The sequence below is a fragment of the Thalassoglobus sp. genome, from assembly GCF_048270125.1.
In the GTDB taxonomy this organism is placed as follows: Bacteria; Planctomycetota; Planctomycetia; order Planctomycetales; family Planctomycetaceae; genus Thalassoglobus.
Genome location: NZ_JBLWTN010000001.1, coordinates 189,409 through 211,918, shown reverse-complemented (window position 1 = coordinate 211,918; position 22,510 = coordinate 189,409). Strand labels below are relative to the sequence as shown.

General features: G+C 49.7%; 16 protein-coding genes. 5 read left to right on the top strand and 11 right to left on the bottom strand.

Annotation, left to right across the window (positions count from 1 at the left end):
• Nucleotides 1–76: 76 nt before the first annotated feature.
• Nucleotides 77–907, bottom strand: coding sequence for an SGNH/GDSL hydrolase family protein (locus ACN0YR_RS00700; RefSeq protein WP_417847281.1), 831 nt, complete (start codon nucleotides 905–907; stop codon nucleotides 77–79).
• A 447-nt stretch (nucleotides 908–1,354) separates the two neighbouring features.
• Between ACN0YR_RS00700 and ACN0YR_RS00695 the strand changes: the two genes are divergently transcribed.
• Nucleotides 1,355–2,926, top strand: coding sequence for a hypothetical protein (locus ACN0YR_RS00695; RefSeq protein WP_417847280.1), 1,572 nt, complete (start codon nucleotides 1,355–1,357; stop codon nucleotides 2,924–2,926).
• A gap of 230 nt (nucleotides 2,927–3,156) precedes the next feature.
• Here ACN0YR_RS00695 and ACN0YR_RS00690 read toward each other — a convergent pair whose 3' ends face one another.
• Nucleotides 3,157–4,671, bottom strand: coding sequence for an alkaline phosphatase D family protein (locus ACN0YR_RS00690; protein ID WP_417847279.1), 1,515 nt, complete (start codon nucleotides 4,669–4,671; stop codon nucleotides 3,157–3,159).
• A gap of 458 nt (nucleotides 4,672–5,129) precedes the next feature.
• On the opposite strand from ACN0YR_RS00690, the gene solA reads away from it, so the two are divergent.
• Complete coding sequence (gene solA, locus ACN0YR_RS00685) at nucleotides 5,130–6,263, top strand: N-methyl-L-tryptophan oxidase (RefSeq protein ID WP_417847278.1); 1,134 nt, start codon at nucleotides 5,130–5,132, stop codon at nucleotides 6,261–6,263.
• A 58-nt stretch (nucleotides 6,264–6,321) separates the two neighbouring features.
• On the opposite strand, the gene ACN0YR_RS00680 is transcribed toward solA, so the two are convergent.
• The 5 genes from ACN0YR_RS00680 to ACN0YR_RS00660 all read right to left on the bottom strand — a co-directional run bounded on the left by ACN0YR_RS00680 (nucleotide 6,322) and on the right by ACN0YR_RS00660 (nucleotide 13,201).
• The gene (locus ACN0YR_RS00680) at nucleotides 6,322–6,978 is read right to left on the bottom strand and encodes an NUDIX hydrolase (RefSeq protein ID WP_417847277.1); all 657 of its coding nucleotides are present in this window, start codon (nucleotides 6,976–6,978) and stop codon (nucleotides 6,322–6,324) included.
• Between the two features lie 171 nt (nucleotides 6,979–7,149).
• Complete coding sequence (locus ACN0YR_RS00675; protein WP_417847276.1) at nucleotides 7,150–7,932, bottom strand: SGNH/GDSL hydrolase family protein; 783 nt, start codon at nucleotides 7,930–7,932, stop codon at nucleotides 7,150–7,152.
• A 108-nt stretch (nucleotides 7,933–8,040) separates the two neighbouring features.
• Nucleotides 8,041–9,444, bottom strand: coding sequence for a sulfatase (locus ACN0YR_RS00670; protein WP_417847275.1), 1,404 nt, complete (start codon nucleotides 9,442–9,444; stop codon nucleotides 8,041–8,043).
• Nucleotides 9,445–10,301: 857 nt separating this feature from the next.
• Nucleotides 10,302–11,897, bottom strand: a complete 1,596-nt coding sequence (locus ACN0YR_RS00665; protein ID WP_417847274.1) for a DUF5691 domain-containing protein — start codon at nucleotides 11,895–11,897, stop codon at nucleotides 10,302–10,304.
• Nucleotides 11,894–13,201 carry an SWIM zinc finger family protein gene (locus ACN0YR_RS00660; RefSeq protein ID WP_417847273.1) on the bottom strand — a complete coding sequence of 436 codons (1,308 nt, stop codon included), beginning with the start codon at nucleotides 13,199–13,201 and terminating at the stop codon, nucleotides 11,894–11,896. The genes ACN0YR_RS00665 and ACN0YR_RS00660 overlap by 4 nt, the downstream gene beginning before the upstream one ends.
• A gap of 402 nt (nucleotides 13,202–13,603) precedes the next feature.
• On the opposite strand from ACN0YR_RS00660, the gene ACN0YR_RS00655 reads away from it, so the two are divergent.
• Complete coding sequence (locus ACN0YR_RS00655; RefSeq protein ID WP_417847272.1) at nucleotides 13,604–14,728, top strand: succinylglutamate desuccinylase/aspartoacylase family protein; 1,125 nt, start codon at nucleotides 13,604–13,606, stop codon at nucleotides 14,726–14,728.
• On the top strand, nucleotides 14,725–15,582 hold the full coding sequence (gene rfbD / locus ACN0YR_RS00650; RefSeq protein WP_417847271.1) for a dTDP-4-dehydrorhamnose reductase: 858 nt from the start codon (nucleotides 14,725–14,727) through the stop codon (nucleotides 15,580–15,582). The genes ACN0YR_RS00655 and rfbD overlap by 4 nt, the downstream gene beginning before the upstream one ends.
• A gap of 298 nt (nucleotides 15,583–15,880) precedes the next feature.
• Here the strand turns inward: rfbD and ACN0YR_RS00645 are convergent, their stop codons facing one another.
• A complete protein-coding gene (locus ACN0YR_RS00645; RefSeq protein ID WP_417847270.1) occupies nucleotides 15,881–17,269 on the bottom strand; it encodes a tetratricopeptide repeat protein in 1,389 nt (462 codons plus the stop codon).
• Nucleotides 17,270–17,451: 182 nt separating this feature from the next.
• On the opposite strand from ACN0YR_RS00645, the gene ACN0YR_RS00640 reads away from it, so the two are divergent.
• Nucleotides 17,452–18,696 (top strand): MauE/DoxX family redox-associated membrane protein, encoded by a 1,245-nt coding sequence (locus ACN0YR_RS00640; RefSeq protein WP_417847269.1) that lies wholly within the window; start codon nucleotides 17,452–17,454, stop codon nucleotides 18,694–18,696.
• A 9-nt stretch (nucleotides 18,697–18,705) separates the two neighbouring features.
• Here the strand turns inward: ACN0YR_RS00640 and ACN0YR_RS00635 are convergent, their stop codons facing one another.
• From ACN0YR_RS00635 to ACN0YR_RS00625, 3 genes are all read right to left on the bottom strand, one after another.
• Nucleotides 18,706–19,638 carry a DnaJ C-terminal domain-containing protein gene (locus ACN0YR_RS00635; protein ID WP_417847268.1) on the bottom strand — a complete coding sequence of 311 codons (933 nt, stop codon included), beginning with the start codon at nucleotides 19,636–19,638 and terminating at the stop codon, nucleotides 18,706–18,708.
• A 789-nt stretch (nucleotides 19,639–20,427) separates the two neighbouring features.
• The gene (locus ACN0YR_RS00630; protein ID WP_417847267.1) at nucleotides 20,428–21,021 is read right to left on the bottom strand and encodes a sigma-70 family RNA polymerase sigma factor; all 594 of its coding nucleotides are present in this window, start codon (nucleotides 21,019–21,021) and stop codon (nucleotides 20,428–20,430) included.
• A gap of 114 nt (nucleotides 21,022–21,135) precedes the next feature.
• The gene (locus tag ACN0YR_RS00625; protein ID WP_417847266.1) at nucleotides 21,136–22,395 is read right to left on the bottom strand and encodes an amidohydrolase family protein; all 1,260 of its coding nucleotides are present in this window, start codon (nucleotides 22,393–22,395) and stop codon (nucleotides 21,136–21,138) included.
• Nucleotides 22,396–22,510: the final 115 nt, after the last annotated feature.

Here is a 22,510-nt window from a genome sequence, read left to right as displayed (position 1 = left end):
TGTCACTACGTTATCAAATACCGAGCGAATCACAACGTTTCAACAGGATTGACAGGTCTGAAGTTCGTCAGGACTTCTAAGAATTGATCGCTTCAGTAGTCGCAACATCACTCTCACCGACCAAAGCTTTGGGGTGATCGATCCCCAGTTCTTTCAGGTAAAGTTTTTGCATTTCCAGAATGCCCGCAACTGTCGGTGCGTTTCGCTTTGCGTCCCAGAATGAGTCTCGTTCCGGGTGTTGCTCCCAATGGTCCCAGTGATCAATCAGAATTCCGGAGTATTCAGCGACACATCCCCGAATCGCTTCGAGGTAAATCAAACGGTCTATCTGCTCTGCCGAATCTTCCTCGTACTCAGAATAGGGCGGCGTACAGATTACCGGCATCGCTTCGAAATTTTGAATCTGTTTGATGATCCCAATCAGCGAACGCTCAAACTCCTCACACTTTTCGACGCCACTTTCGCAATCAGCGAAGCCACACACCAGAGTAACGACATCTGGAGAGAACGTCGCAAAACGATCTTTCATCTGCACTTTGACATGTTCAAGATGAGCATGGGCATAGGTCGCATTCACAAAAATTTCATTTGTCCTGCCGAACTCCGTCTTCGTCCAGTCAGCAACGAGACGAGGGAATGTTTCTGAAGAGCGGAACGCCGAGCAATAATTCGAATCGCCGGAAAAAATCCAAGTCATCGGCTCATCATGCTGAAGGCGTTGATAGAGCGCGCTCGGACCGGGACGAGATGGGTCAAACGCTTTAGGAACGACAATTGGTTCCTTAACCACAGGAGGGACTTCGATCTCACTTTTGGCCGGACCTTCTGGTGGCGGATAATTTAAAGCAATCGCAACCCGTCTACGGCGATTCGAGCGACCAGGAAGTGAAAAGGAGGAACGTCCCACAGTAATCAAAAAGCCTAATTGAAGAGATTGAACTGAAATGGTTTCGAATGATGAGCAACTTGAATTTTGCGACAGTTTCACAAAGTAAATCAACCGTTGTTGATTCCATTAGTGCCGCGAACAGTGAAATAGTCAAGAAAAACGTGCTAAATGGAAAGGTTTTGCCACGAACTCTGTCGGGGTGATACCTCATCACGCAAAACCGTAAGAGTCTATGATAACCGAACTGTCAAAATGGGGGGAATAAGTAGACGTCGCCTATTGTGTAATTCGTTCGATGCCATCGTCTCCAGTCCCCTTCGAACCGATTCTAGCCCCAAGAGTCCTTGGACCGCACTGACAAATTTGCCGATGTGACTCTCATAGGGACCAGGAAGGTCCAGCTTGCGGAAACTCTAGTTTCCAGTCTCTCAAATCAAAATTATTCTAAAGAGATATCGCGGCAGGATGACCGCTCAATTTGCAGGATCTCGTTCACTGGATGATCGTCGCCGTCGCCGTTTGGCTCAGGAGTCGACCGAGGAAGTTGCGCCCCAACCTTCTAAACAAAAAACGCAGGTAAAGAAGTCGCCCGAAGAAGAGTCGAAACCGGAAAAGGTGAGTCTGGTTTCGGATGTCGTCGCTGATGAGAGTCTCGTTCCGAGTGCTCTCTGGAAAGTGATTGCTTTTGCGGTCAGCGGCCTCTCGCTCTTGTTTGGTCTCGTCTGGATCAACCTCAAAGAGCCTGCTCTCAACGGCATCGAGCGTTTACTTTCCCCAGCTCATGGAAACGCCTTTCAACTTTTCAGCGTTCTCTCGTTGATGCTGGCTTCTCAATTATGTTTTACCATCTGGTGGTACCGCTCGCGGAGTCGTAAAGATTTTAGCGGCCGATATCGCATTTGGGCCTGGGCTGGCAGCTTTTGGGCCCTCGCATGCGTTTCGACAGGTCTGCGACTCCATGAACCGCTCGCACAGCTTGCCTATGAACGCTGGCCAATTCATAGTTGGAGACCAGAACTCCTGTACTGGTTTGTTCCGTTTTCCGTCTGTGTGATGGCACTTCATCAACTTCTCTCTGTTGATATGCGGCACTCCCGAAGCAGCCGCGTGTTGTGGAACTTTACGCTGATCATCGGACTCAGTGTTGCGGGATTGAACCTAGGACTTGACCTATCCGTCTCGGAGCCGATTCGAGAGCTCGCAGTCGCTGCTGCGACAGCGCTATGGCATTTCTGGATCGCATTTTCCCTTCTCTTCCATGCACGTTTCGTGGTCCATGTGACAAACGAAGCCGCGCCGCGTGGGGTGTCACGCATGAAACGAGCAATGTACTGGTTCCACGGAAGAACTGCCGGAATCCGCGGTAAGCTGGGCGTCATCCTGGAGAAGCGTAAAGGCAAAAAATCAGACAAACAGAAACAAAAATCACTTTCTAAAACAGAGAAGTTCGAAGCTAGAAAGAAGCTGAAGGAAGAAGCGAAAGCGGCTCGCGAGAAAGCGCAAGCTGAGAAGCTTGCTAAACGAGAACAAGCAGAAGCTGATCGCAAGGCAGCCAAAGAGGCAAAACAGCAAGAGCAGCTACAAGCTCGCGAAGAGAAAGAGGCTGCAAAATCAGCCCGTCTCAAGCAACAGCAAGCAGAGAAAGAAGCCAAGCGCGCGGAGAAAGAAGCTAAGCAGGCCGAAAAGAAGACCGAAGCCAAACAGCCAAAGCCTTCCAAGACGTCAAAACAGCCTAAAGAACCCGTTGCGCAGAAGAATTCAGAACCGAAGGCGTCAGCTGAAAAACCTGAGCCACCCGCTCCCGAACCAAGAACAGCTTCAGGGCGGAAACGAAAACGTGTGCTGGGCAACTCGACACGTATCGATCGCCCTGAAACGACCAAGCCTCCGCACGTTCCAGCTAAGCCAGAGCCCCAGGATTATTCAGACGAATACGATGTCGATGAATACATGGACAACGAAAATTACGACGATTACGATTCACCAAAAATGAGCAAGAAAGAACGTCGTCGTGCTCGGAAAAACAAACAGCGCTAAACAATTTTCGCTGCCAGTCGTGCCTGCAAAGGTCACTTCCATGACTTCATAGACTGTTCGGCACGAGGCGGAACGTAAAGACGAATATTTGATTTGCTCTAGAAGAGCACTGGTCTTTATACAATTCGCCACGTGCCCCCCCAGTGCCTCTGAAGACTCAAACTCTCAAGACAATTCAGCACTTCATTAGTCTGATCGCTGACAAGCTTTTCTTATTTGTCCTGTTTGCTTCAGTCAGCCGTTTTGACTTCTTGATGCTGGATTTCTCCATGTTCGTCATTCCAGAGGAAGGTAAGCTTGCTCGATCCTTTTTCACTTTTTGGGGTTAATTGAATCTCCAGAAAACCTCCAGACGCTTCCCGTTGAGAGTATGGTTGTTTGATCGTGGCTTTCGGGTCTGTCGATTTTGGATCACCAGGCAATCGACCGGGACGCGAATTCTCATCGATCAGCGCTCCACAGGAAAACTCTTCAATGCCGCTGGGGTGGATCGAATGATACTGCCAGTGCCGATCTCCGCAGACGATGTAAAAATTTTGCTTAGCAACGCCAGATTCCTTGAGCCAATCGAAGAATTCATCTCGCTCATGTTGGAAACCCCCGACGTTTGTATGATTGTCGGTTTTGCGGAGATCGTCGGGGCCGATCATGGGAGTTGGTGAGATCAAAATTTTGAACGCAGCGTCGCTTTCTGCGAGCGTTTTCTTCAACCACTCCTTTTGTTCTTCGCCCCAAATCGTTTTCTCCGGACCATCGGGTGCTGCGTTATCGCTTCGATAGACCCGGCCTTCCGTGAACCAGAGTTGAAGATCCTTACTGATGCGATGTGTCCGATAGGTTTTTGCTTTTTCGTCACCGTGGGCAGCCATCGGAAGTTGCTCAAGCATCATCCGGCGGGCGGTTTCGGGAGTCGGCTCGTAATCACCGGAATTGTCTCCATCATCAATACGGTAGTCGTGATCGTCGACTTCCCAGTACGTCGGAACCTTCGCAAAAAGAGAAACGAATCGTGGTTGACGGAATTGCTCATGCCATTTCTGGCGAAGTTCTTTCACCGTCTCCGCTCGCGGATTATCCGGAGTGTCGTAATAGACATTGTCTCCCGTCCCCACAAAGAAGAGCGGCTTTTTCTTCAGGATCGTATTCAGTGCGGGATAGCCTAGATGTTTGTCGGGACCAGCGTAGGGCTGCGGGAGTTCACGATTGTTTTCAATTTTGTGTTGCTCTAAATCAATCCGATCGTCCCCATGAAATTTCGCGAAATTCATTCCGGTGACCACCACAAAACTGAGCGGCTCATTCTGCACAGCCCCGTACAGAGTGCTGAAAGTTGCCGTCGGGCCAGATTGAAGTGAGTTTTCGTCAGCTCCGATTTCTGTTTTGCAGGTGTACTCGGTCCCCGGTGAAAGTCCATCCCATGCAGTTCGGGCGATGAAATCGTAGGTTTCCAAAGCTTGCACGGTGACTGCATCGCCGAACTGTCTGTCCCCTTGATAGAGCGTAAATCTCACAATTCCGGGAAGGCCTGGGAGGTCCCTTTCGATGAGTTGACTCCCTTGTGTCAGACGGACCTGCACGAATGCAGATTGGTCAGTAAGTTCGCCGACCATGATCCCCTGCCCAGCCATTAATGAGGTGTCCGGAGTCTTGTCACTGGAATCGGCTTCGGAAGAAATTGAAAAATCCTTCGCACATCCACCAAGAAAAATCGACAAGCTGAGAATGTAAAACAGACGGTGTGACACGATGATTCCCTCCAAGGCAAATCCAATAATGTTCTTTACGTCCTGCCTCGTGGCGAGCGGTCTAGGAAATTGTGAAAGCACGATTCACTGGCAGGCAAGCATTAAGAATTCTCTGGCTACTGATAAGACACTCGCATCGTACCATCAATTCTCTTTGATGCACATCTATCGAAAGGCTGGTTTCAAGGAAAACGGAGGCTGCTGGCGAAGCGTTCGGGCTTCTTGCTTAAAAGTCGAGCCCCGGTATCAGCGAGTGTGGTTGAACTGAAATCTATAAACATGCTTAACCAATCGGCACGCCGAGAGTCTGGTCGAATAGAGACTCGGAAGGATGTTGAGTCCGTCGATGTACGAATTCCACTCTTGGTGAAATGTCCGGAAATTCGTCTGTCAGTATCAGAACTGAACGATTAGAGTGACGTCTCTATCGATGAGAGTTTCCCAGAAGGCAAGTGACGATGTCGAAATATGACCTGATTGTGATTGGTGCGGGCGGTTTTGGAACAAGTGCCGCGTATTACGCTGCCAAACGTGGAAAGAAGGTTCTGGTCCTGGAACAGTTCGAACGTGGTCATCGTCGCGGAAGCTCGCATGGTGAATCGAGCATCATTCGAAAAGCGTATTTCGAGCATCCCGATTCTATCCCGCTTCTGCAACAGGGATACAAGCTCTGGGTCAAGCTGGAAGAGATTTCACAACGTGAGTTGATCTCGCCTTGCGGATTGATGCTGGCTGGTCGCCCTGACTGTAACGCCATCGCAGGGTCTCGATCCGCATCACAAATCCATGGATTGGATCTGGAAAACATTTCAGAAGCCGACCTTGAAGACAGGTTCCCAGGTTTCAACATCCCGGACGGGTATGATGTCGTCTATGAGGTCGACGGTGGCGTGCTGCACGTGGAAGATTGCGTCGATGTGTTAACGAGTCTTGCAGAGAAACGCGGTGCTGAATTTCAGTGGGACGAAGCGGTGACGCACTGGGAGTCGGACGGAGATCACGTCAAAGTCTGGACCAAAGAGACGACCTTTGAAGCTGACGCATTAATCATTACAGCAGGGGCTTGGTCATCGAAGCTACTTGGTGAGATCGAAGGATTCCCGCAGCTGAATGTTTTGCGAAAGTTGATGTTCTGGTTCCCAGTCACTTCTGACGCTTACGACTTCAGCATGGGCGCATCAGGATTTCTCTTTGACATGCCCTATGGCGAATTTTATGGTTTCCCCTGTCTCGACGGGCAGGTCATCAAAGTCTGCCAGCACTCAGACGGAGATCTCGTCACGGCCCCGAGCGAATTAGATACCGAACTTTATGCAGAAGACTTGGAACCGGTTGCCAGATTTCTGCAGGAAGTGATGCCAGATGTTCAGGCAACTCCGGAATCACATTCGGCTTACATGTACACAATGTCCCCGGATCAACAATTCATCGTCGACCAGCACCCGAGTTACCAGAACGTTGCCTTCGGCGCTGGATTCAGTGGGCACGGTTTCGAATTTGCTTCCATCCTTGGAAAGGTTCTTTCCGATTTGGCAATTGACTACGAGACCGAATTACCGATCGATTTCTTACGAATGGATCGGTTTGCATAAGTCTTTGAATGGCATGCCTGACGACCAGCGATCACAGACTTTCGAACATGTTCCGCAGTCAATCTTGAGTATCAAACCACCATTCGAGTAAGGCACGGAACGGTGGAGTCAAGTTGTCTGGTTTCCTGTCGAGAAGTTGGCGTAACTCCGGGAGTGTGAAATATTCAACCTCTGCGATTTCACCTGGGTCTGGTTTTGGAATTTCGTCAGTGATCATCTCGAAGAGAACTGAGTGCTCATTCGCAGTCAATGAAGAAGCAGGGAGCTTTGTCGACCAAGTCAGTTCACCGGCAAGGTCGAGCTCTTCTTTGAGTTCACGATGCGCTGCCTGTTCGTAATCCTCTCCTGTGTCGAGATGACCTGACGCGGATGATGTATAGCAGTTCGGAAATTGATCTTTCGTGTCCGACCGCAAATGGACCATCAACCTCCCATCGGATCGCCAAATCCAAATGTGGACAGCTCGATGAAGCAGACCGCGCGCGTGAACTTCCGCACGCGTAGCCTGCCCGATCACTTGATCGTATTCATCGCAAACATCAAAAATTTCTTCCGTCATTTTTTCGACTAGAGCATCTTTCGAATTGGTTTGCAGGTTCTGCCTCGTGGCGAACAGCATTTTTACTAGAGGAACGCGTTCTTCACGGGCACACGGTAGAGCAAACTGCTCTAGAACACTTTCGTCTCTCTGGTGTCCGAGGAGAGTCATTTCCATGTAGGAAATCACACATACCCACGAGTCAGAACGCTTACATCATCTTCAAAAAGAGGCTCGGACAAATCCAGGATTTGTCATTACGTTCTGTTTCGTGACAATTCGTGAAAAGTAGACTATGAAGTCACCAAAGTGATCTTTACGGACAGGGTAAACAGTAAAATGCTCTTCTCAACTCTGATGGGCATGGCTGACCGTTTTCACCCATTCATGGGCCATCAGTTGTGCCCCGAACGGTGAGGGATGGACGCCATCCTTTGCCCAGTGCTCTGGCGGAGCATAATTGATCGCTTCATCGAACATGGACTGAAACGGAACAAACACCGTGTGGAAATCATTCGCAACTTTAGAAGCTGCTTTTCGAAACTGATCAAAGAGCGGAAACCATTTGTCGTCGACCGCACCGCACTTGAGAACAAACGGCTCACAGATTACCAGTTTGACCTCGGGGAGTTCCTTCCTGGTTCGCTCGAGTAATGCCCGGAAGTCAGTCTCGTACGTTTCCACGGTTCCGTCGTACTTTCCATTGAGATAATGCCAAATATCATTGACGCCAATTAAAATACTCAGCACATCCGGCTTAAGTTCCAGGCAATCCTTATCCCAGCGGTCAGCGAGCTGAAAAACTTTGTTTCCGCTGATCCCACGGTTGTAGATCTTCAACTGAGCCTCTGGCATTCCAACGAGCAGTTGCGATGCAGCCATCCAGGCATAGCCATTTCCGAGTGCTTTTTGATTGTTCGGTTTCCCTGCTTCGGGACGACTGCGACCTGCATCAGTGATGGAGTCCCCTTGGAAGAGGATTGTATTCCCCGGTTGAATGAGAGAGTCACCGTGCTCTTTCTTTTCTTGAGCGGAAACCGGATTGGAGTTGGAGACTGTGCCGACAGTTGCTGCTCCGGCGACTCCCATTGCCAAAGTTTTGATGAAGTCTCTGCGACCTGAATGTGCCATCTTGTCCTCTTTGAATGGGGCTTTCTTAAAGCGTTTTCAATGCTTGTCGTGAACCTGTTTTTTTCGGAGGCGACAAGTCTTGAAAAGACTCTGATGTTTGAAGAATCGTTAATAGTCTTCTTCTTCGTCACTTTTTTTGCAAGACGCAACCCATTTTTGGAGGTCAGAATACATTTCTTCGACGAGTTCCTTGTGCGAAGCAGAAATGTCTCGTTGCTCGCCGGGATCAGCGATGAGATCGTAAAGTTCCCAACTCTTCCCTTTGTCGGTTGTGATGAGTTTGAATTGTTGAGTGACCCAGGATTGTGAGTTTCGATATTGAAATCCTATCGGAGAATCTCTCACTTGCATCGGCTTCTCGGTCAGTAATGGTAGCAGTGAAATTCCATCTAACGGCCGCTGATCGGGGAGTTCGATCTCAAGAAGGTCAAGAATCGTCGGAAGATAATCACTGGTGAGAGCTGGTAGATCTGTCTCCGTGCCGGGTGTCACATGCCCCGGCCATTCCAGGATTCCAGGAACTCGAACACCTCCCTCGTAAAGCGAACGTTTCCGCCCTCGAAATGGTCCGGCCGAACCGGGAGCCTGCCCGCTCTCCCCTTCAGGCCCATTGTCAGAGCAGAACCAAATCATTGTTTCCTCTGCCACGCCGGACTCTTGCAATGCTTGCCGTAAACGCCCGACTTGTTCATCCATAGCGCTCACACATCCATAGTAATTTCTCTCGTAGCTTGTGAACTTCGCATACGGAGCCACATGTTTTTCACCCGCGACGACTGGGAGATGTGGAGCATGAAACCAAATGGCAGCGAAGAATTTCCGGTCGCTTTTGACAGCGTTGTGAATGAAAGGAATCGCACGGTCCATGATCAATTTAGAATCATCCCCTTCCAGGTTGTCTGTGACGGCATTTCCGTTCTCGTCCCAGTAACGCGTTCCATAGTTGACTGCCATAGACTTATCTTGAATGTAGTCCCATCCCTTTTGGCTGCCACCTTTCGGCTTAATCATCGGGTCGAACGTCGGAACTTTCGACTCAGTCACAAAGCAGCGGTCATAGCCGTTCATTTGCGGTGTCGAAAAGTGCTTCTTTCCACGTGGCCCACCACGATTGGCGTCTTGCACAACTGTCGTCAGTGTCCCCAAATGCCATTTCCCGAAATGCCCCGTTGTGTAACCTTGATCCTTGAGAATTTCGGGGAGGGTGATTTCTTCCGGTTTCAGGTGTCCTGCGTTGGCGTTGTAAATTCCGTATCGATACGGGTGCCGTCCCGTTAAACACGATCCACGCGTTGGGCTGCAAACCGATCCGGCTGAATAGAATCGATTGAACTTCAACCCCGCTCGAGCCATTTGATTCAAGTGAGGAGTTTGAATAGCAGAGTCCGGGTTGAACGCCTGAATATCGCCCCAGCCCAAATCGTCGCACATCACAAGTATGATGTTCGGCTTCTCGCCAGCCGCGATGGGCGTGACAATACAAAAGAACAAAGCAAGAAGTCGGTGAATCATTTGCTGAACTCAGTTGAGGATTTCCGATCAGTCCTTCCCCGCAATGATCGTTTTCACGATCGAATCGCTACTCTCCACGAGACAGGACGTTGAGACCAATGTTCTGTTTGCTTCTGTAGCCGGAGGAGAAGTTGTACACCGCAGTTCGCGACGTGTCGCTGTGTGAATCCCACATTTTTGGAGGGGCTCAGCTATCCGCACATTCTAACACAACGGACTTAATACAGATAAATTTGCGCAAGTAGAGCTTAATGGGGAAGAAAAGTGAATCGCTGCGAAGAAAACGACAGTGGAGAAATAAAACGAGCCTCACCAGGACGGGCCTGACCTGGGAGGCTCTGAGCGTTAGTGATACGGGCCAGAACCACTAACGCTGTTAAGAGAATCATCTCCCCATCTGGTCATAAAGTCAATGTTAAACTTGTCACTCCCTTGAAAAATCGTCTCCATTGAAGATGTTTCTTGCCGACAAGAATCTTCGACCGAAATCGTCTTAAGAATGAAACTCAACAACGACAACAACAAAAAATGCGTAACCATATTGCCATCAATAACTTAAGAAACAGAGTAAGATCTAGACATCAAGATCGTGAATGACTCGTGGAATTCAACCACCTTCAAAAGCGGCGAAGGTAGAGTCAGAATTCAGAGACTAATCTCACAGTTTTCTTCGATTCAATCGGCAGAAACTGACCTCAGGCCTGCACTTGATCAGGCTTTCCTCAGAAAATCCAAGAGGGGCATCGTGCTCTGCCTGCCTCGTGGCGGACGGTCCTGAGAGTCATAATTACGAGTCACGCGAACACAACAGACATTGGAAAGTGCGCTGGAGAATGATTCTCAGTATCAACTGGGAGTTATTGATTCGCAATTGACTGTAGCGACTCCAGTTCTTCATAGAAGGCAGATCTCAGTTGAATTCGTTCTGCAAACTGTGAGATCAGTCGTTCAATTTCAGAGACCTGCCAGGATTGGATTGCTTGATCTCGAATTCGCCAGGGAGCCTGTGCGATTTCAAACGCCTCTTTCGGAATCGCAATTGCTGCAGCGGAGAGTGAGCTTAACCAATGAATGACAGCCCGGTCTGTGCGGGAGCCAACCAGTCCACGGGTGATCCGCATATATTCCTTGGCAAACGAAATTGACCAGGGAGTCGTAACGAACGGGAGAAGCTGAGAAATTGGAGCGTTCGTCGGATCAGGTTGATCCTGCACCAATTGCAAGATTGCTCGTTCCAGATTCGATTGCTCAAGCCGTCCAGCGAGTCGTCCCAGCATGGCGATTGCCTGATCTTGAACAACAGTATGTGGATGCTGAGTCATTGCCGACCAGTACTTCCACAACGGTTCCCCCCAGTCGAGCGTCTCAGGATTTGAGGCGTCGCATGCTCCCACCGCTCGAGTCCAACCGGTTATGACTGAGTGGGAGAAATCGTCGTGCAAGATCGCGTTGATGAGTTCCAAGGGTGAAGATTCGAAGAATTCTGTCCAAAACGCAGGACGAATACGAAAGACAAGCTCTTCTGTCCAGAAGGCTCGCTTTCCTTGCCCCCCCGAAGCTGAGAGAGGGATTCCGTCCTCCTCCCAATCGCTGGGTAATTCTCGAGGAGGTCGGCAGACGAGTTTCAGCTGAGATCCCGTTGAGGGAATTCGTTCAAGAAGTTGTGTTGCTCGTTGAAGATGCCGAGCAGATACCTTTGAAGTTGGAATTTGAGCAAGCAGGTCGGTCGCGACTTGCTTCACAAACTTGCTGCGATCATTGACTGCTGACTTCAGAAACTCTTCATCGTCCTCGTTCAGATTGGTTGCCATTCGCTCAAGTAACTGGCGTCGCACATCCGCTTTCTCTTTCTTAAAGCAGTTCTGTAACCAGATTCGACCTTTTTCTGCATCGAGCAGACGAACTTGAGTCAGCACTTCGCAACGTTGTGGAAGCGTCCCTTCATTCCATTGCTCTTCAAGGATTTTGGCATCGACTCCCCCATTGATTTCAGAATCAAGAACCCATTCCCATTCCGGATTCAATCTCGCCAGCCAAACCCCTCGATCGTCGATGACTGGGCGAACTGCCTGGCGCAATTCTGGATCATTCGTGCTGAATAAATCCGGAAGAATACTGTCGGGGATGTTGAGATTCAGTTCCTCGAGAATTCTTAGGAATTCGATGAGGACTTTGGATTGCGACTGACCAAGTGCCGCTCGCATCACCTGGTGAAAACGCTTCGACCAAACCTTAGTTTCAACATTCGGAGCTGCCGGAAAGGGGGCGACTTGAACCGTAGGCTGGCCTGCCAATTCATAAATCGACCGACGTCCGATCCTTAGCAACAGCTCGGATTCGGCACTCATGACCCCATGCGAATTTACAATTTTATCTGTCGGGCATGAATCATCCAGCGGGACACCTGGCAGCTTTCTTGTGCCGACCAATGCAGCTTTGAAAAGGTTATTCATGAGCAAATCCTAAACTGCTGATTCACTAGCAAGCTCCAGGGTGTGAAGAAGTTGCCATTCCATTCCCCCATAACATCAACCTGCTGCCCACCAGTCATCGCGAGGATGCGGTACGTCTCCTGCGACTTGAAGGGAACCCCGTAACCGTGCTTGTCTCTCAAGTACCAATCACCGTTGTGTTGCGCGATTGAAACCTCTTTCAGCAGACAGGTGCAACTCGCCAGCCACGGATTTCTGGCAAGTCGATCGGCATAGGAAGTAAGAAAGTCGTCGATCGAGTCGAGATAGAACAGGTCCTCGGCTGAGACCGGCTGTTCCTCGCTTCGCTCTGAAATTTTGGCCCTTTGCAGAACTGCTGCTGGATAGAAAACAAGCTTGCCACTAAAGGATGTTCCAGGCACGATCGATTCGGCGAACCCTTGCTTGCCCGGAGCAAACTGCAAAAAAAGTGCTTCCTGCCGAGTTTTGCGCCCCACTGCCCAAGAGCGTTGCGTTGTGAAGCGTTCTTCATCTTCGATGCGTTGCCCGAAGATGAACCAGTCGTCCTCAATTTCAGTTCCAGAGACTTCCAACTCGGCCTGTGAAACGGTCCATCCAATCAGCTGGCGAACATCTGCCTGCAAGCTGGGAGAGAGTTCCCCTTGATTCAGATAAGCGTGAACGAGTAGTCGGATTCGACCGAGCTCATTCGTCAATCGCTCTGGCCAGTCGCGTGAAGAGTTCGGAATTTCCGCAAGCTTGTAAACTCGTGATGCCAGCCCTTTTGCCTGAGCGTCGACAAGGCGTCTGGCTTGCGTGTCCCAAAAAAGAAATGGCTGAGCTTCCAAACCAGCGACCCCATTCCGAATCAGATCATCCATCCAGACGATCAAATGCTGGAGCCCTTCGGCGATTCTCGCTTCTCGTTCACGAATACGTTTCGCCTGTGCCTCCGGATCGACAGGTTTCGCGGGTTGTTTTTTTTCTACAGACTTTTGTTGCTCGCGCTGCCGCCGCTTCTGAATCCAGTCTGCGACCCAATCAGGTGAATCAGTGATCGCAAAGGCATCCGGAGTTGATGTAAAGAGCATCAAGAGTGCCAGGACGTGTTTACATGGGAACTTCCGACTCGGGCAGTTACAATGAGAGCCCAGATTCTGAAGATCGACGCGAACCTGATATCGACCTCCTGCGCACTTCCCCCAAATTGCGACGTCGCTTAAGCCGGGCGAATTCCAGTGATTCAGCGAGACAATTTTGTTCGCAGCTATAACAGATTTTTCATCGGGAGCCATTTCCCGAACTTGTTCCAGCGAAAGTTGCATAAGAGTTCCGTGATCGTATTGATTTCATCTCATCATGTTAGACCATCTTTCGAATTGGTGTACAGGTTCTGTCTCGTGGCGAACAGCAATTTTATTGATGAAACGCGTTCTTCACGGGCACACGGTAGAGCAAACTGCTCTAGCCACTTGGCGAACAGAGACAACGGCTTCTCAGCTCGGAAGCTTCTTGAGATTTTTGTGAAAATGTCCACGTTGGGTTTCGTCGAAAAATGCGATTCGCCACATGAAAAGCCTCTTCACAGGGAAGAGAAACTTGAAAGACTTCCAAAAGTCATCTCAAGTCAAAGAATTAATGCTCTCAGTAAGACGCACGTTTTCTGAAGAAAGAGTATAGTTACGGGAAATTTGAATCTCTTCAGTTCCGTGGAACAATCTAATTCAATGAATAACGAAAAGTTAACAGTTGACCGTTGGGGAGACGTGACCGTTGCTCCAGGGGAAACGAAAGATGTTGAGGTCCGGTTTTCGGAAAGTTACAGCGGAATGAATTTAACCATTCCGATTCAAATCCGGCGGGGAATCGAACCGGGACCGACAATATTTGTCACGGCAGCCGTTCATGGAGATGAAATTAATGGAACGGGAGCCATTCGACGCTTGATCACAGAAGAGTCCATTCAATTAAAGAAAGGGAATCTGATTCTGGTTCCCGTAGTCAATGTGCTCGGCTTCGAACGACATTCTCGGTATCTCCCGGATCGCCGCGACTTAAATCGTTCGTTCCCCGGCAGTGCGAAGGGATCGCAAACCAGCCGCATGGCTAGATTCGTATTCGAACAAATCGTCTCTCGTTCCGACTTTGGAATCGATTTGCACACAGCATCGGTACGAAAGACGAACTTTCCAAACGTGCGTGCCGATCTCTCGAATCCCGATTTGATCAAGCTGACCCACGCATTCGGTTGTCCTCTCACAATCAATGATGCAGGTCCCGAGGGGAGCTTACGCCGGTCCGCGTGCGACGCCGGTTGTCCGACGTTCATTCTGGAAGCAGGTGAAGTCTGGAAAGTGGAATCGACCGTCACCGAACAATCGGTCCGAGGTTTGAAGAACGTTTTCATTTCCTTGGGAATGATCGATGGGGAAGTGGAACTACCACCGTACCGGACAATCATTGAAACCACACGATGGGTTCGCTCGGACACAGCTGGTTTTCTGCAATTTCATGTTGCTCCCGGAGACTTTGTCAGTACTGGCTCACCGATCGTGACTACATCCAGCTTGTTGGGGCAAGTTCAGCAAGTGATCGAATCGACGGAAGATGGTATCATCCTGGGCATGACCACGCTTCCCATGACAGCCCCCGGGGAACCTGTCTGCCACATCGGTTTGATCAATAAGGGGCAGTCAAAAATGGAAAAAGTTGTCGATCAACTTCCGAACGAGGCTCTCCAACTTCGTTTGAGAAACGATCTCTCAACCAGTTTCAACGTCACTGAAGTTGCGGATTTCACTGAAGATCCACCAGATGATGTTCCTGAACCATCGGAGGACGAAATTCTATGAAAGCGATGATCGTCGGAGCAGATGGTCAACTCGGAAGCGCCCTGCAAGAGATCTTAGGGGATGATGCGATCGCACTTGGTCATGCAGATATCGACATTACATCTCCAGAGTCAATTTCGAGTCAGTTGGACACGTTCGATCCAACAGTCGTGATCAACGCAGCTGCGTACAATTTCGTTGACCAGGCAGAGGACGAGCCGGAAGTTGCTTACAGAGTCAATGCTCTGGGGCCTCGAAATCTGGCGATCGAATGTCAAAAACGTGACAAATGCCTCGTCCACATCAGTTCCGATTACGTCTTCGGACTCGAGTCTTCATTGACACCTTGGACCGAGATGGACACTCCCGGACCTGTTAGTGCATACGGGATGAGCAAACTGTCGGGTGAGTATTTCGTTCGCAGTTTGTGCTCAAAGCATTTCGTGGTTCGCACGTGCGGGCTGTATGGGCATGCAGCACGACGAGGAGCCGGGAAAGGCAACTTTGTCGAGACGATGCTCCGCCTTGGAACAGAAAGAGAAGAGTTGCGGATCATTGACGATCAGAAATGCACACCCACAAACGCTCATGATGTAGCTGTCACTCTTTGCGATCTGGCAATTACAACTTCATATGGGCTGTACCATGCAACAAATCGGGGAGCTGCAACATGGGCCCGTTTTGCAGAAGAGATCTTTGCTTATTTAAAGATGCCAACAAAAGTTGTGCGAATCACTTCGAATGAGTATCAGACCAAAGCACGCCGACCGGCAATGAGTTTGCTGAACTGTTACAAGCTCGAAGCCGTGTTACAGAATCCACTACGCACGTGGGAATCAGCTCTTCACGAGTACCTCGATCAACGAACTGGTTGACGTCGCTCAAACTAGAGCAGTTTGCTCTATCATGTGCCCGTGAAGAACGCATTTCTCCAGGAAAGATGCTCTAGAACCAGTCAGAAAACTATTGGAGTGGTCACTTATCTCAGTGTTTAAGGGAGCGAACTCAGGTTTCAGGATCAGTTCTACGAAAATGCTCTGACGATGCTTCGACCGCGCTCTGTATCGTGCGGTCTCTCAACTTGCGCCTCGATCATGCTTTAATGAACGAGAGCACATTTCAAACGACCGGCAAGTATGCAGATGTTCTCAAGATTGCACGGAAGCCACAGCTTTACGGGCGGGCTGGAAGAGCCGGACCTTTGTTCTCCAGCTCTTGAATAGTTGGAATCGGCTTCGGTGGGTCGGGCTTCGGTGGTTTCGAAGTTGGAGGATCATTCTTGAGTTCTTCGGGAACAGCCGGAATTGAGTCGGGAGCCTTTTCAAAAACTCGTCGAGCGCGTTCTTCACCTGTTATTTCGCCACGATTTTGGTTTGGCTCAGGGGCTGGAGGAATAAATGCTGGCGAATCTTTCCCAAGATCGAACACCCGTGGCGAGTTCGGTGCTTCCTGATTTGCCCCAGCAACCGCCTCTTGATCAACGAGAGGTGTCAAAAACGCAATGAGATGTCGCTCAACTCCATTTAATCGAATCGCTGTCTCCAGAAGTCCTTTGGCACGGACGTCGCCATCCAGCATCATCACGACTGCAAGCAGGAAAAGTCGGTTCGGATCGCGAACGTCTCGATTAGTCCATTCGGCAATGCGAGTTTTGATGCGATTCTTTTCATCACGCTTGGCCAAGTCGTCGTTGGGGGCGTTCAGCCCATAAAGTTCATCCAGCGTCACTCCACTCGATGGCCATTCCATATCGAGCGTCGTCGCTGTTTTGAGTTGTTCGACAGCTTCTTCAAAGCGGCCACGTGCAGCCAGAGAAATTGCTAAACGATAACGGGGATCTGCCTGATCCGGTGCGATTGAAGCAGCCTCTCGATAACGTTCCCCAGCTTTACGATAATCCGTGATTGCAAAGGCTTCGTCTCCAAGCACTCTCATCCGCAATGCACGCTCACGTTGCTGAGGAGTCGATTCTTCAACAATTGGCGTGGGCTCAATTGGAGCATTTAAGGGGTTGTTGGGAGGGAGAAAATCATCTTGAGGAAGAAACGGGTCAGGTTGAAAACCTCTTCCGATCATCGTCTGCCCAACGCCTCCAGTTTGAAACGGAACATGATTGATTGTCGGGACTCCCGGAATTGCACCAAAGTATCCGTATGCACCAAATTGAGAGTAGATAGGCCCCGGGTAAATCACGTTTGGAGTGGCGTAAATCGGGACATTCAATCCGTAATATGCGGGGGCGTATGGAGTCCCATAAACCGGAAAGTACGCTCCCCCGGCGTAACCTGGGAGGTATCCCCCCCCAGAGTAGTTACGAGAGACTCGGCCATTCCCACCATGCCATGGTCGACCGTACCTCAGCTGATATTGATAATGTGCCTGCGTCGGACCATACGGGCGACCAGTCGACCCATAAACGAGTGGGTAAGACTTCCCGGCACCTTGTGCTTGAGCATCTTGCGGTACAGAGATCGCAAAACTGAAAGCTGCAAAAATTAACGCTGCAAGCTTCAATGGCACAACATTCAGTGCTGATTCTATTTTCATTTGGCTGACAAACATGTGAGGCCTCAATTCAATCTCAGCTCACAAATTGGAACTGGTAGGAGTTCTGGTTTCGACAGCAATATTTCGTGGAGATAAGAGTCCCTTCGCGCGCATTGCGGTCGCTGTATTATACTCTCTACGATTCGTGACATGGTAGGATTCTCTGCCGAATTGAACCAGAAAAGTACATCAGACGTATGGAAAACAACGGGATATCACACAAAATTGCGTCATTGGAACGCGTGATGGGCTTCTTCACGCTGCTTCTCGTGCTTGTCACTTTTCCGTTATGGAAGCCATTGGATTCGACTGCATCGCCACAAATTCCGTGGTTCGATTTCCTCTGTCAGTTTCCACAATCGATTGAGACAGGCTTTCTGGCAGCCTTGATTCTTGCCGCAATTCTACTGGTCTTCTCAGCAAAAAAATCGCTGACCCGTCGAGTCACTCGCGTCGTCTATCTTGCTTCGTTCATTGGATTGGTCCTGCTTGATCAACATCGACTCCAACCCTGGACGTTGCAGCTATTACTTTTCTCAGTCGTCTTGTCGCTCGCACCTCGTCGAGATGGCCTGAGTTGTTGCCGCATCCTTGTTGTCACTCTTTATGTTTACTCATCGATTTCAAAAATCGATCTTGCATTTTTGGATGGACAGGGGCAGTTGCTACTGGATGGGTTGTTCAAGCCGTTCGGTGTCAACAATGAAATGTGGTCGAGACAAACGAACCGGGCTCTGGCAGCTTCGCTTCCGCTTGGCGAACTCCTGGTCGCTTTCTTGCTGGTAACAGATAGATTCCGTCGCATCGGATTAGTGGGAGCTACTCTCATGCACCTTATGATTCTCGTGGCGCTGGGGCCATGGGGATTGAATCATGAGTACGGAGTTCTCATCTGGAATGTTTATTTTATCTTTCAGAATTTCATCCTCTTCCGAAAACCAATCGAAGCGGTCGAGGCAACTCTCTTGTCACGAAAGGTCTCAAACTGGATTGCTATCGGAGTTACAGGACTATTCGCATTTCTGCCCGCGCTCGAAAACTGGGGATGGTACGATCATTGGCCCGCCTGGGCTGTTTATTCCGCCCGACCTGAGCGTGTCGAAGTGCTCGTCGACGAATCGATTGTTCCTTCTCTCCCTGCTTCTCTTCAAGAATTGTGCGGAAGACCGGCTCCTTTGGACGTCCGAGTGCCCATCGTACTGGATCGCTGGTCATTCCAAACACGGAACTGCCCGATCTACCCGCAAGCTCGATACCGGGTGGCGTTGGCAAACGCGTTATTGAGAAAACAGGTCGACAGTCAGTCCATCACAATTGAAATTTCATCGACACCAAACCGCTTCACCGGAAAGCGGGAAAAGCATGTTTTTCACGGCTGGAAGGAAATCGACCAGCTGCGAAAAAACTATCGTCTGAACACTCAGGCCAGAATTCTGGAGTGAACCGAAGCCTTACCACATTCCATATCGAGGAGAGAGAGGATTCAGGCTTGTGAACTGTTCCAAAAGCTCCTTCGACTGCTCATCAATCTCTTTGGGGACTTGAATTTTTATAATGATGAATTCATCTCCGACAGCTTTCGTTTTGAGATTCTTAAACCCTTTCCCCTTTAATCTCAGCTTCGCGCCGGATGACGTCCCCGGTGGGAGAGTTAGCGTCACTAACCCTTCATCCAAAGTGGGAACATCAATTTTTGCACCGAGGATTGCCTCTGAAACAGAGACGGGAACTTCAAGGACAAGATCGTTTCCCTCACGCCGAAAATAAGGATGGCTAGCCACGTTCACGGTGACCAGAACATCTCCCGGAGAGCCTCCTTGAAATCCAGCTCCCCCCTGCCCCGCGAGTCGGATCGACTTTCCCGATTCAATTCCAGCAGGAATTTTAATCGAGATGCGTTCAGCGGTCCCTTCGCGCGAAAGCGTTAAGTCATAATTTCCTCCGCGTGCAGCCAGTTCAAACGGCACGAGAATCGAGGTTTTCAGATCCTGCCCACGCCTTGGCTGAGGACGACGTCGCCCGCCGCCCCCCCCGCCAAACATCCCACCGAAGAGATCCTGTAAGTCGACAGCTCCGTCTCCACCAAAGATGTCTCGCAAATCGACATCGACGGGACCACCACTACGAAATGGACTTCCTCCGCCGGGAGCCCCGCCACCTCCCGAGACATGCTTCCAATTTTCGCCGTACTGGTCGTACTTTTTGCGTTTCTCCTCATCTCCCAAAACATCATAGGCCTCAGCAGCCTGTTTGAACTTTTCAGAGGCAACAGCATCATCGGGCTTTGCATCCGGGTGGTTTTCCCTTGCAATTTTCTTGAACGCCTTACGGATCTCTTCCTTAGATGCCCCGCGGGATATACCTAAAACTTGATAGTAGTCCATGTTCGTCACAATACAATTTCAGCTACAAGGTTGCATGCTGCCAGCCCCGGCGAGCAGTTTTGAACCAATTCAGAAGACTCACTCAATGAGAAATTTTCTCACTGTGAGAGAACTGATTGCGAGAGAACTGATCCGAGTACCTGAGTGAAACCTCTGTAGCACTGAGGAAAACCTTCAACGCAGAGTTTACCGCACCACTTTCCCGAGAGGGACTCAGGACTCATATCAATACATACAGCTCAGTTCTTTTTTATCGAGTCGCGAAAGCACATTGTTCGCGAGAAGCGACTTAAAAACAACGTTGCAGCCATCAGAATTTTCGGGATTTCTCACTGCGATACATTTCTTTCATCTCGTAAGGAATCTGAACTCCCGATTGCCCAATTTGCAAGCCCCGACGGGGCTATCGATGCCAACAAAGTACAATGAGATGCACAAATTGGATTTCCAAGAGAAACGACTCGGACTCCAATTTGCGAACCGCTACGGTACTTTTCGAATGGCTAGAGCAGTTTGCTCTACCGTGTGCCCGTGAAGAACGCATTTCTCTAGTAAAAATACTGTTCGCCACGAGGCAGAACCTGCAAACCAATTCGAAAGATGCTCTAATCGGGTTCTGCCTCGTAGTAATCAGGCTACGAACTCATTGAATCGAACTTCACGGGTACGAAAAGCGTTGAAAATGCAATAAAGAAAATCCGATACTGGTCTTTACGTTCTGCCTCGTGGCGAGCCGCCTGCGAACTCATTGGATCGAACTTCACAGGCACGAAAAGCATTGAAAATGCTTTAATCGGGAGTTGACAGCTTCCGTAGATTTTCAAGCCCGCGTTTGAGCAGAGACGCTACTGCCTGAGAGGTGCGACCGAGCTTCGCTGCGATTTCTTCAAGCGTCTTGCCTTCAAGGTGTCGCATTTGAACCGCCGATTTTTGGTCGGTGGGAAGCTGGTGAATCAGCTCTGCGAGTGATTGAGACTGTTCAAGCTTGATTGCTTGCTGGCTTGGTGAGGACTGATCATGATTTGACGGAACCTCTCTGAAATCGTTGCTTCGCTCTTTTCGGAGATTACGTTTTTCTGCCCCCAGATGTTCTCGCAATAGATCTTGAATGTTGTGTCGGTGTATCTGATAGATCCACGCGACAAACTCTTGCTCACTTTTACCTTGGAAATCGTTGACTTTTTTGCAAGCCGATAAAAATGTTTGCTGAACAACATCAGACGCATCGACCCTGGCTGCGATTTTATAATCAAGTTCTCGCTCAGCCAGTGCTCGCAGTTGATCTCTGTGAGTATCCAACAGCCTGCCAAGCGCAGATTCATCCCCTGACTGTGCTTTGGCAAGAAGTTCAAGAAGTTCTTCGTTCGGAGATTCCGACGACATGATTGGAAACTCTCATGGAGAGATGCGGAAACAGGAGATTAACTTGTCGGCTACTTTAGAGAAATCAATGGTTTTCCTATATCCCAATTCGGCAAAACACATTGCCCGCGCCAGTTACTCCTCTTCATATTTCTTCTGATATTTTTGATGAAGCGTTTTTTGTTTGTCGCCCAAATCAACGGGACGTCCGCCTATCCATGCTTGCTTCACCTGACTTGATGTTTCCAGAGGGTTTCCGGTACTCACGAAGAGTGTCGCATCTTTCCCAACCGAGAGACTCCCGACCCGGTCATCCACCCCGAGGATCTCAGCTGGGCTGAGCGTGATTGCTTTTAGTGCATTTTCTTGTGAAAGCCCAAACGCAACAGCCGTTGCCGCATGATACGGCAGGTTGCGAACGTTGTAGCTGCTCGAGCGATCATAGCCTGAAATGCAGAAACGAATGCCCAGGTCTTGAAGTTGCTGTGGCAGCGTGAACGCAGCGTCGTAAGCGTCGTGGCGATACAACGGTTTGCGGTGAATCGCGGAAAGGATGACAGGGATATCATGTTTTTTGAGGAGCTCCGCACATTTTGGGGCGTCGTATCCTCCGAAAAGAATCAGCTTGATATTTTCATTCTTCGAGAAGGAAACGGCTCGGTTGATGTCTTGCCATTTATTCGCTCGGACAATGATTGGTTGCTGGCCAGCGAGCACCGGGAGCATCGCTTCGAGACGCAGGTCGTGTCGAAGTTTGGTCTTCGATTCGGCGGCCAATTGATACCGGCGTGCCACTTCAAGAAATTCGTGAAGCTCTTTCGTTTCTTTTTCATTAGGGAGCGAAACGATCATGGCAGCTCGGGGCTTGACTGTCATCTCTTCAAATGTCCAGCCGTCAAGCTGCATGACTGCCGCTTGACCTGAGATCAGGCCACCTGTCGGGACGCTCATGTTTAGGAGCACTCCGTTGCTGCGCGTCACCGGAATCAACTCGCTGTCAGGGTTGAAACTGACCTGCGCGAGGACGTTCGGGTTGAATTCGCCTGCTTCACGGTGATCGTTTGATGCTCGTACAGCATTGACTTCGACTAGCCCTATTTGGGAATAAGATTCGAAGAGACTTGGATAGATGTGCATTTTATTCGCTTTGACGACCTGCACTCCTTCCGGGATTTCAATGTCAGCACCCACATCTGTGATCTTTCCCTGATCGAAAATCAACGTCCCGTTTTCGATGGGGGCGGAGCTGACTGGATAAATGGTCCCTCCGACAAGTGCAACGGGCGTCTTTGGCAACTTCCCGGGGATTTGATCCGATGCAATCGCTGAACATGAGACCGTACCGTGAACTGAAAGTGTCAGGACAATTACTGAGAAGAATATATGTTGAAACATGATGACCACAGAACGATGAGGTGAATGGATATCAAAAAATCAATGAGTCTCGCCGCGTGTAATGAGATCTGCCCGTGAACCCTGAATTTGCTCTCTAGAACAATGAGAAAATTTC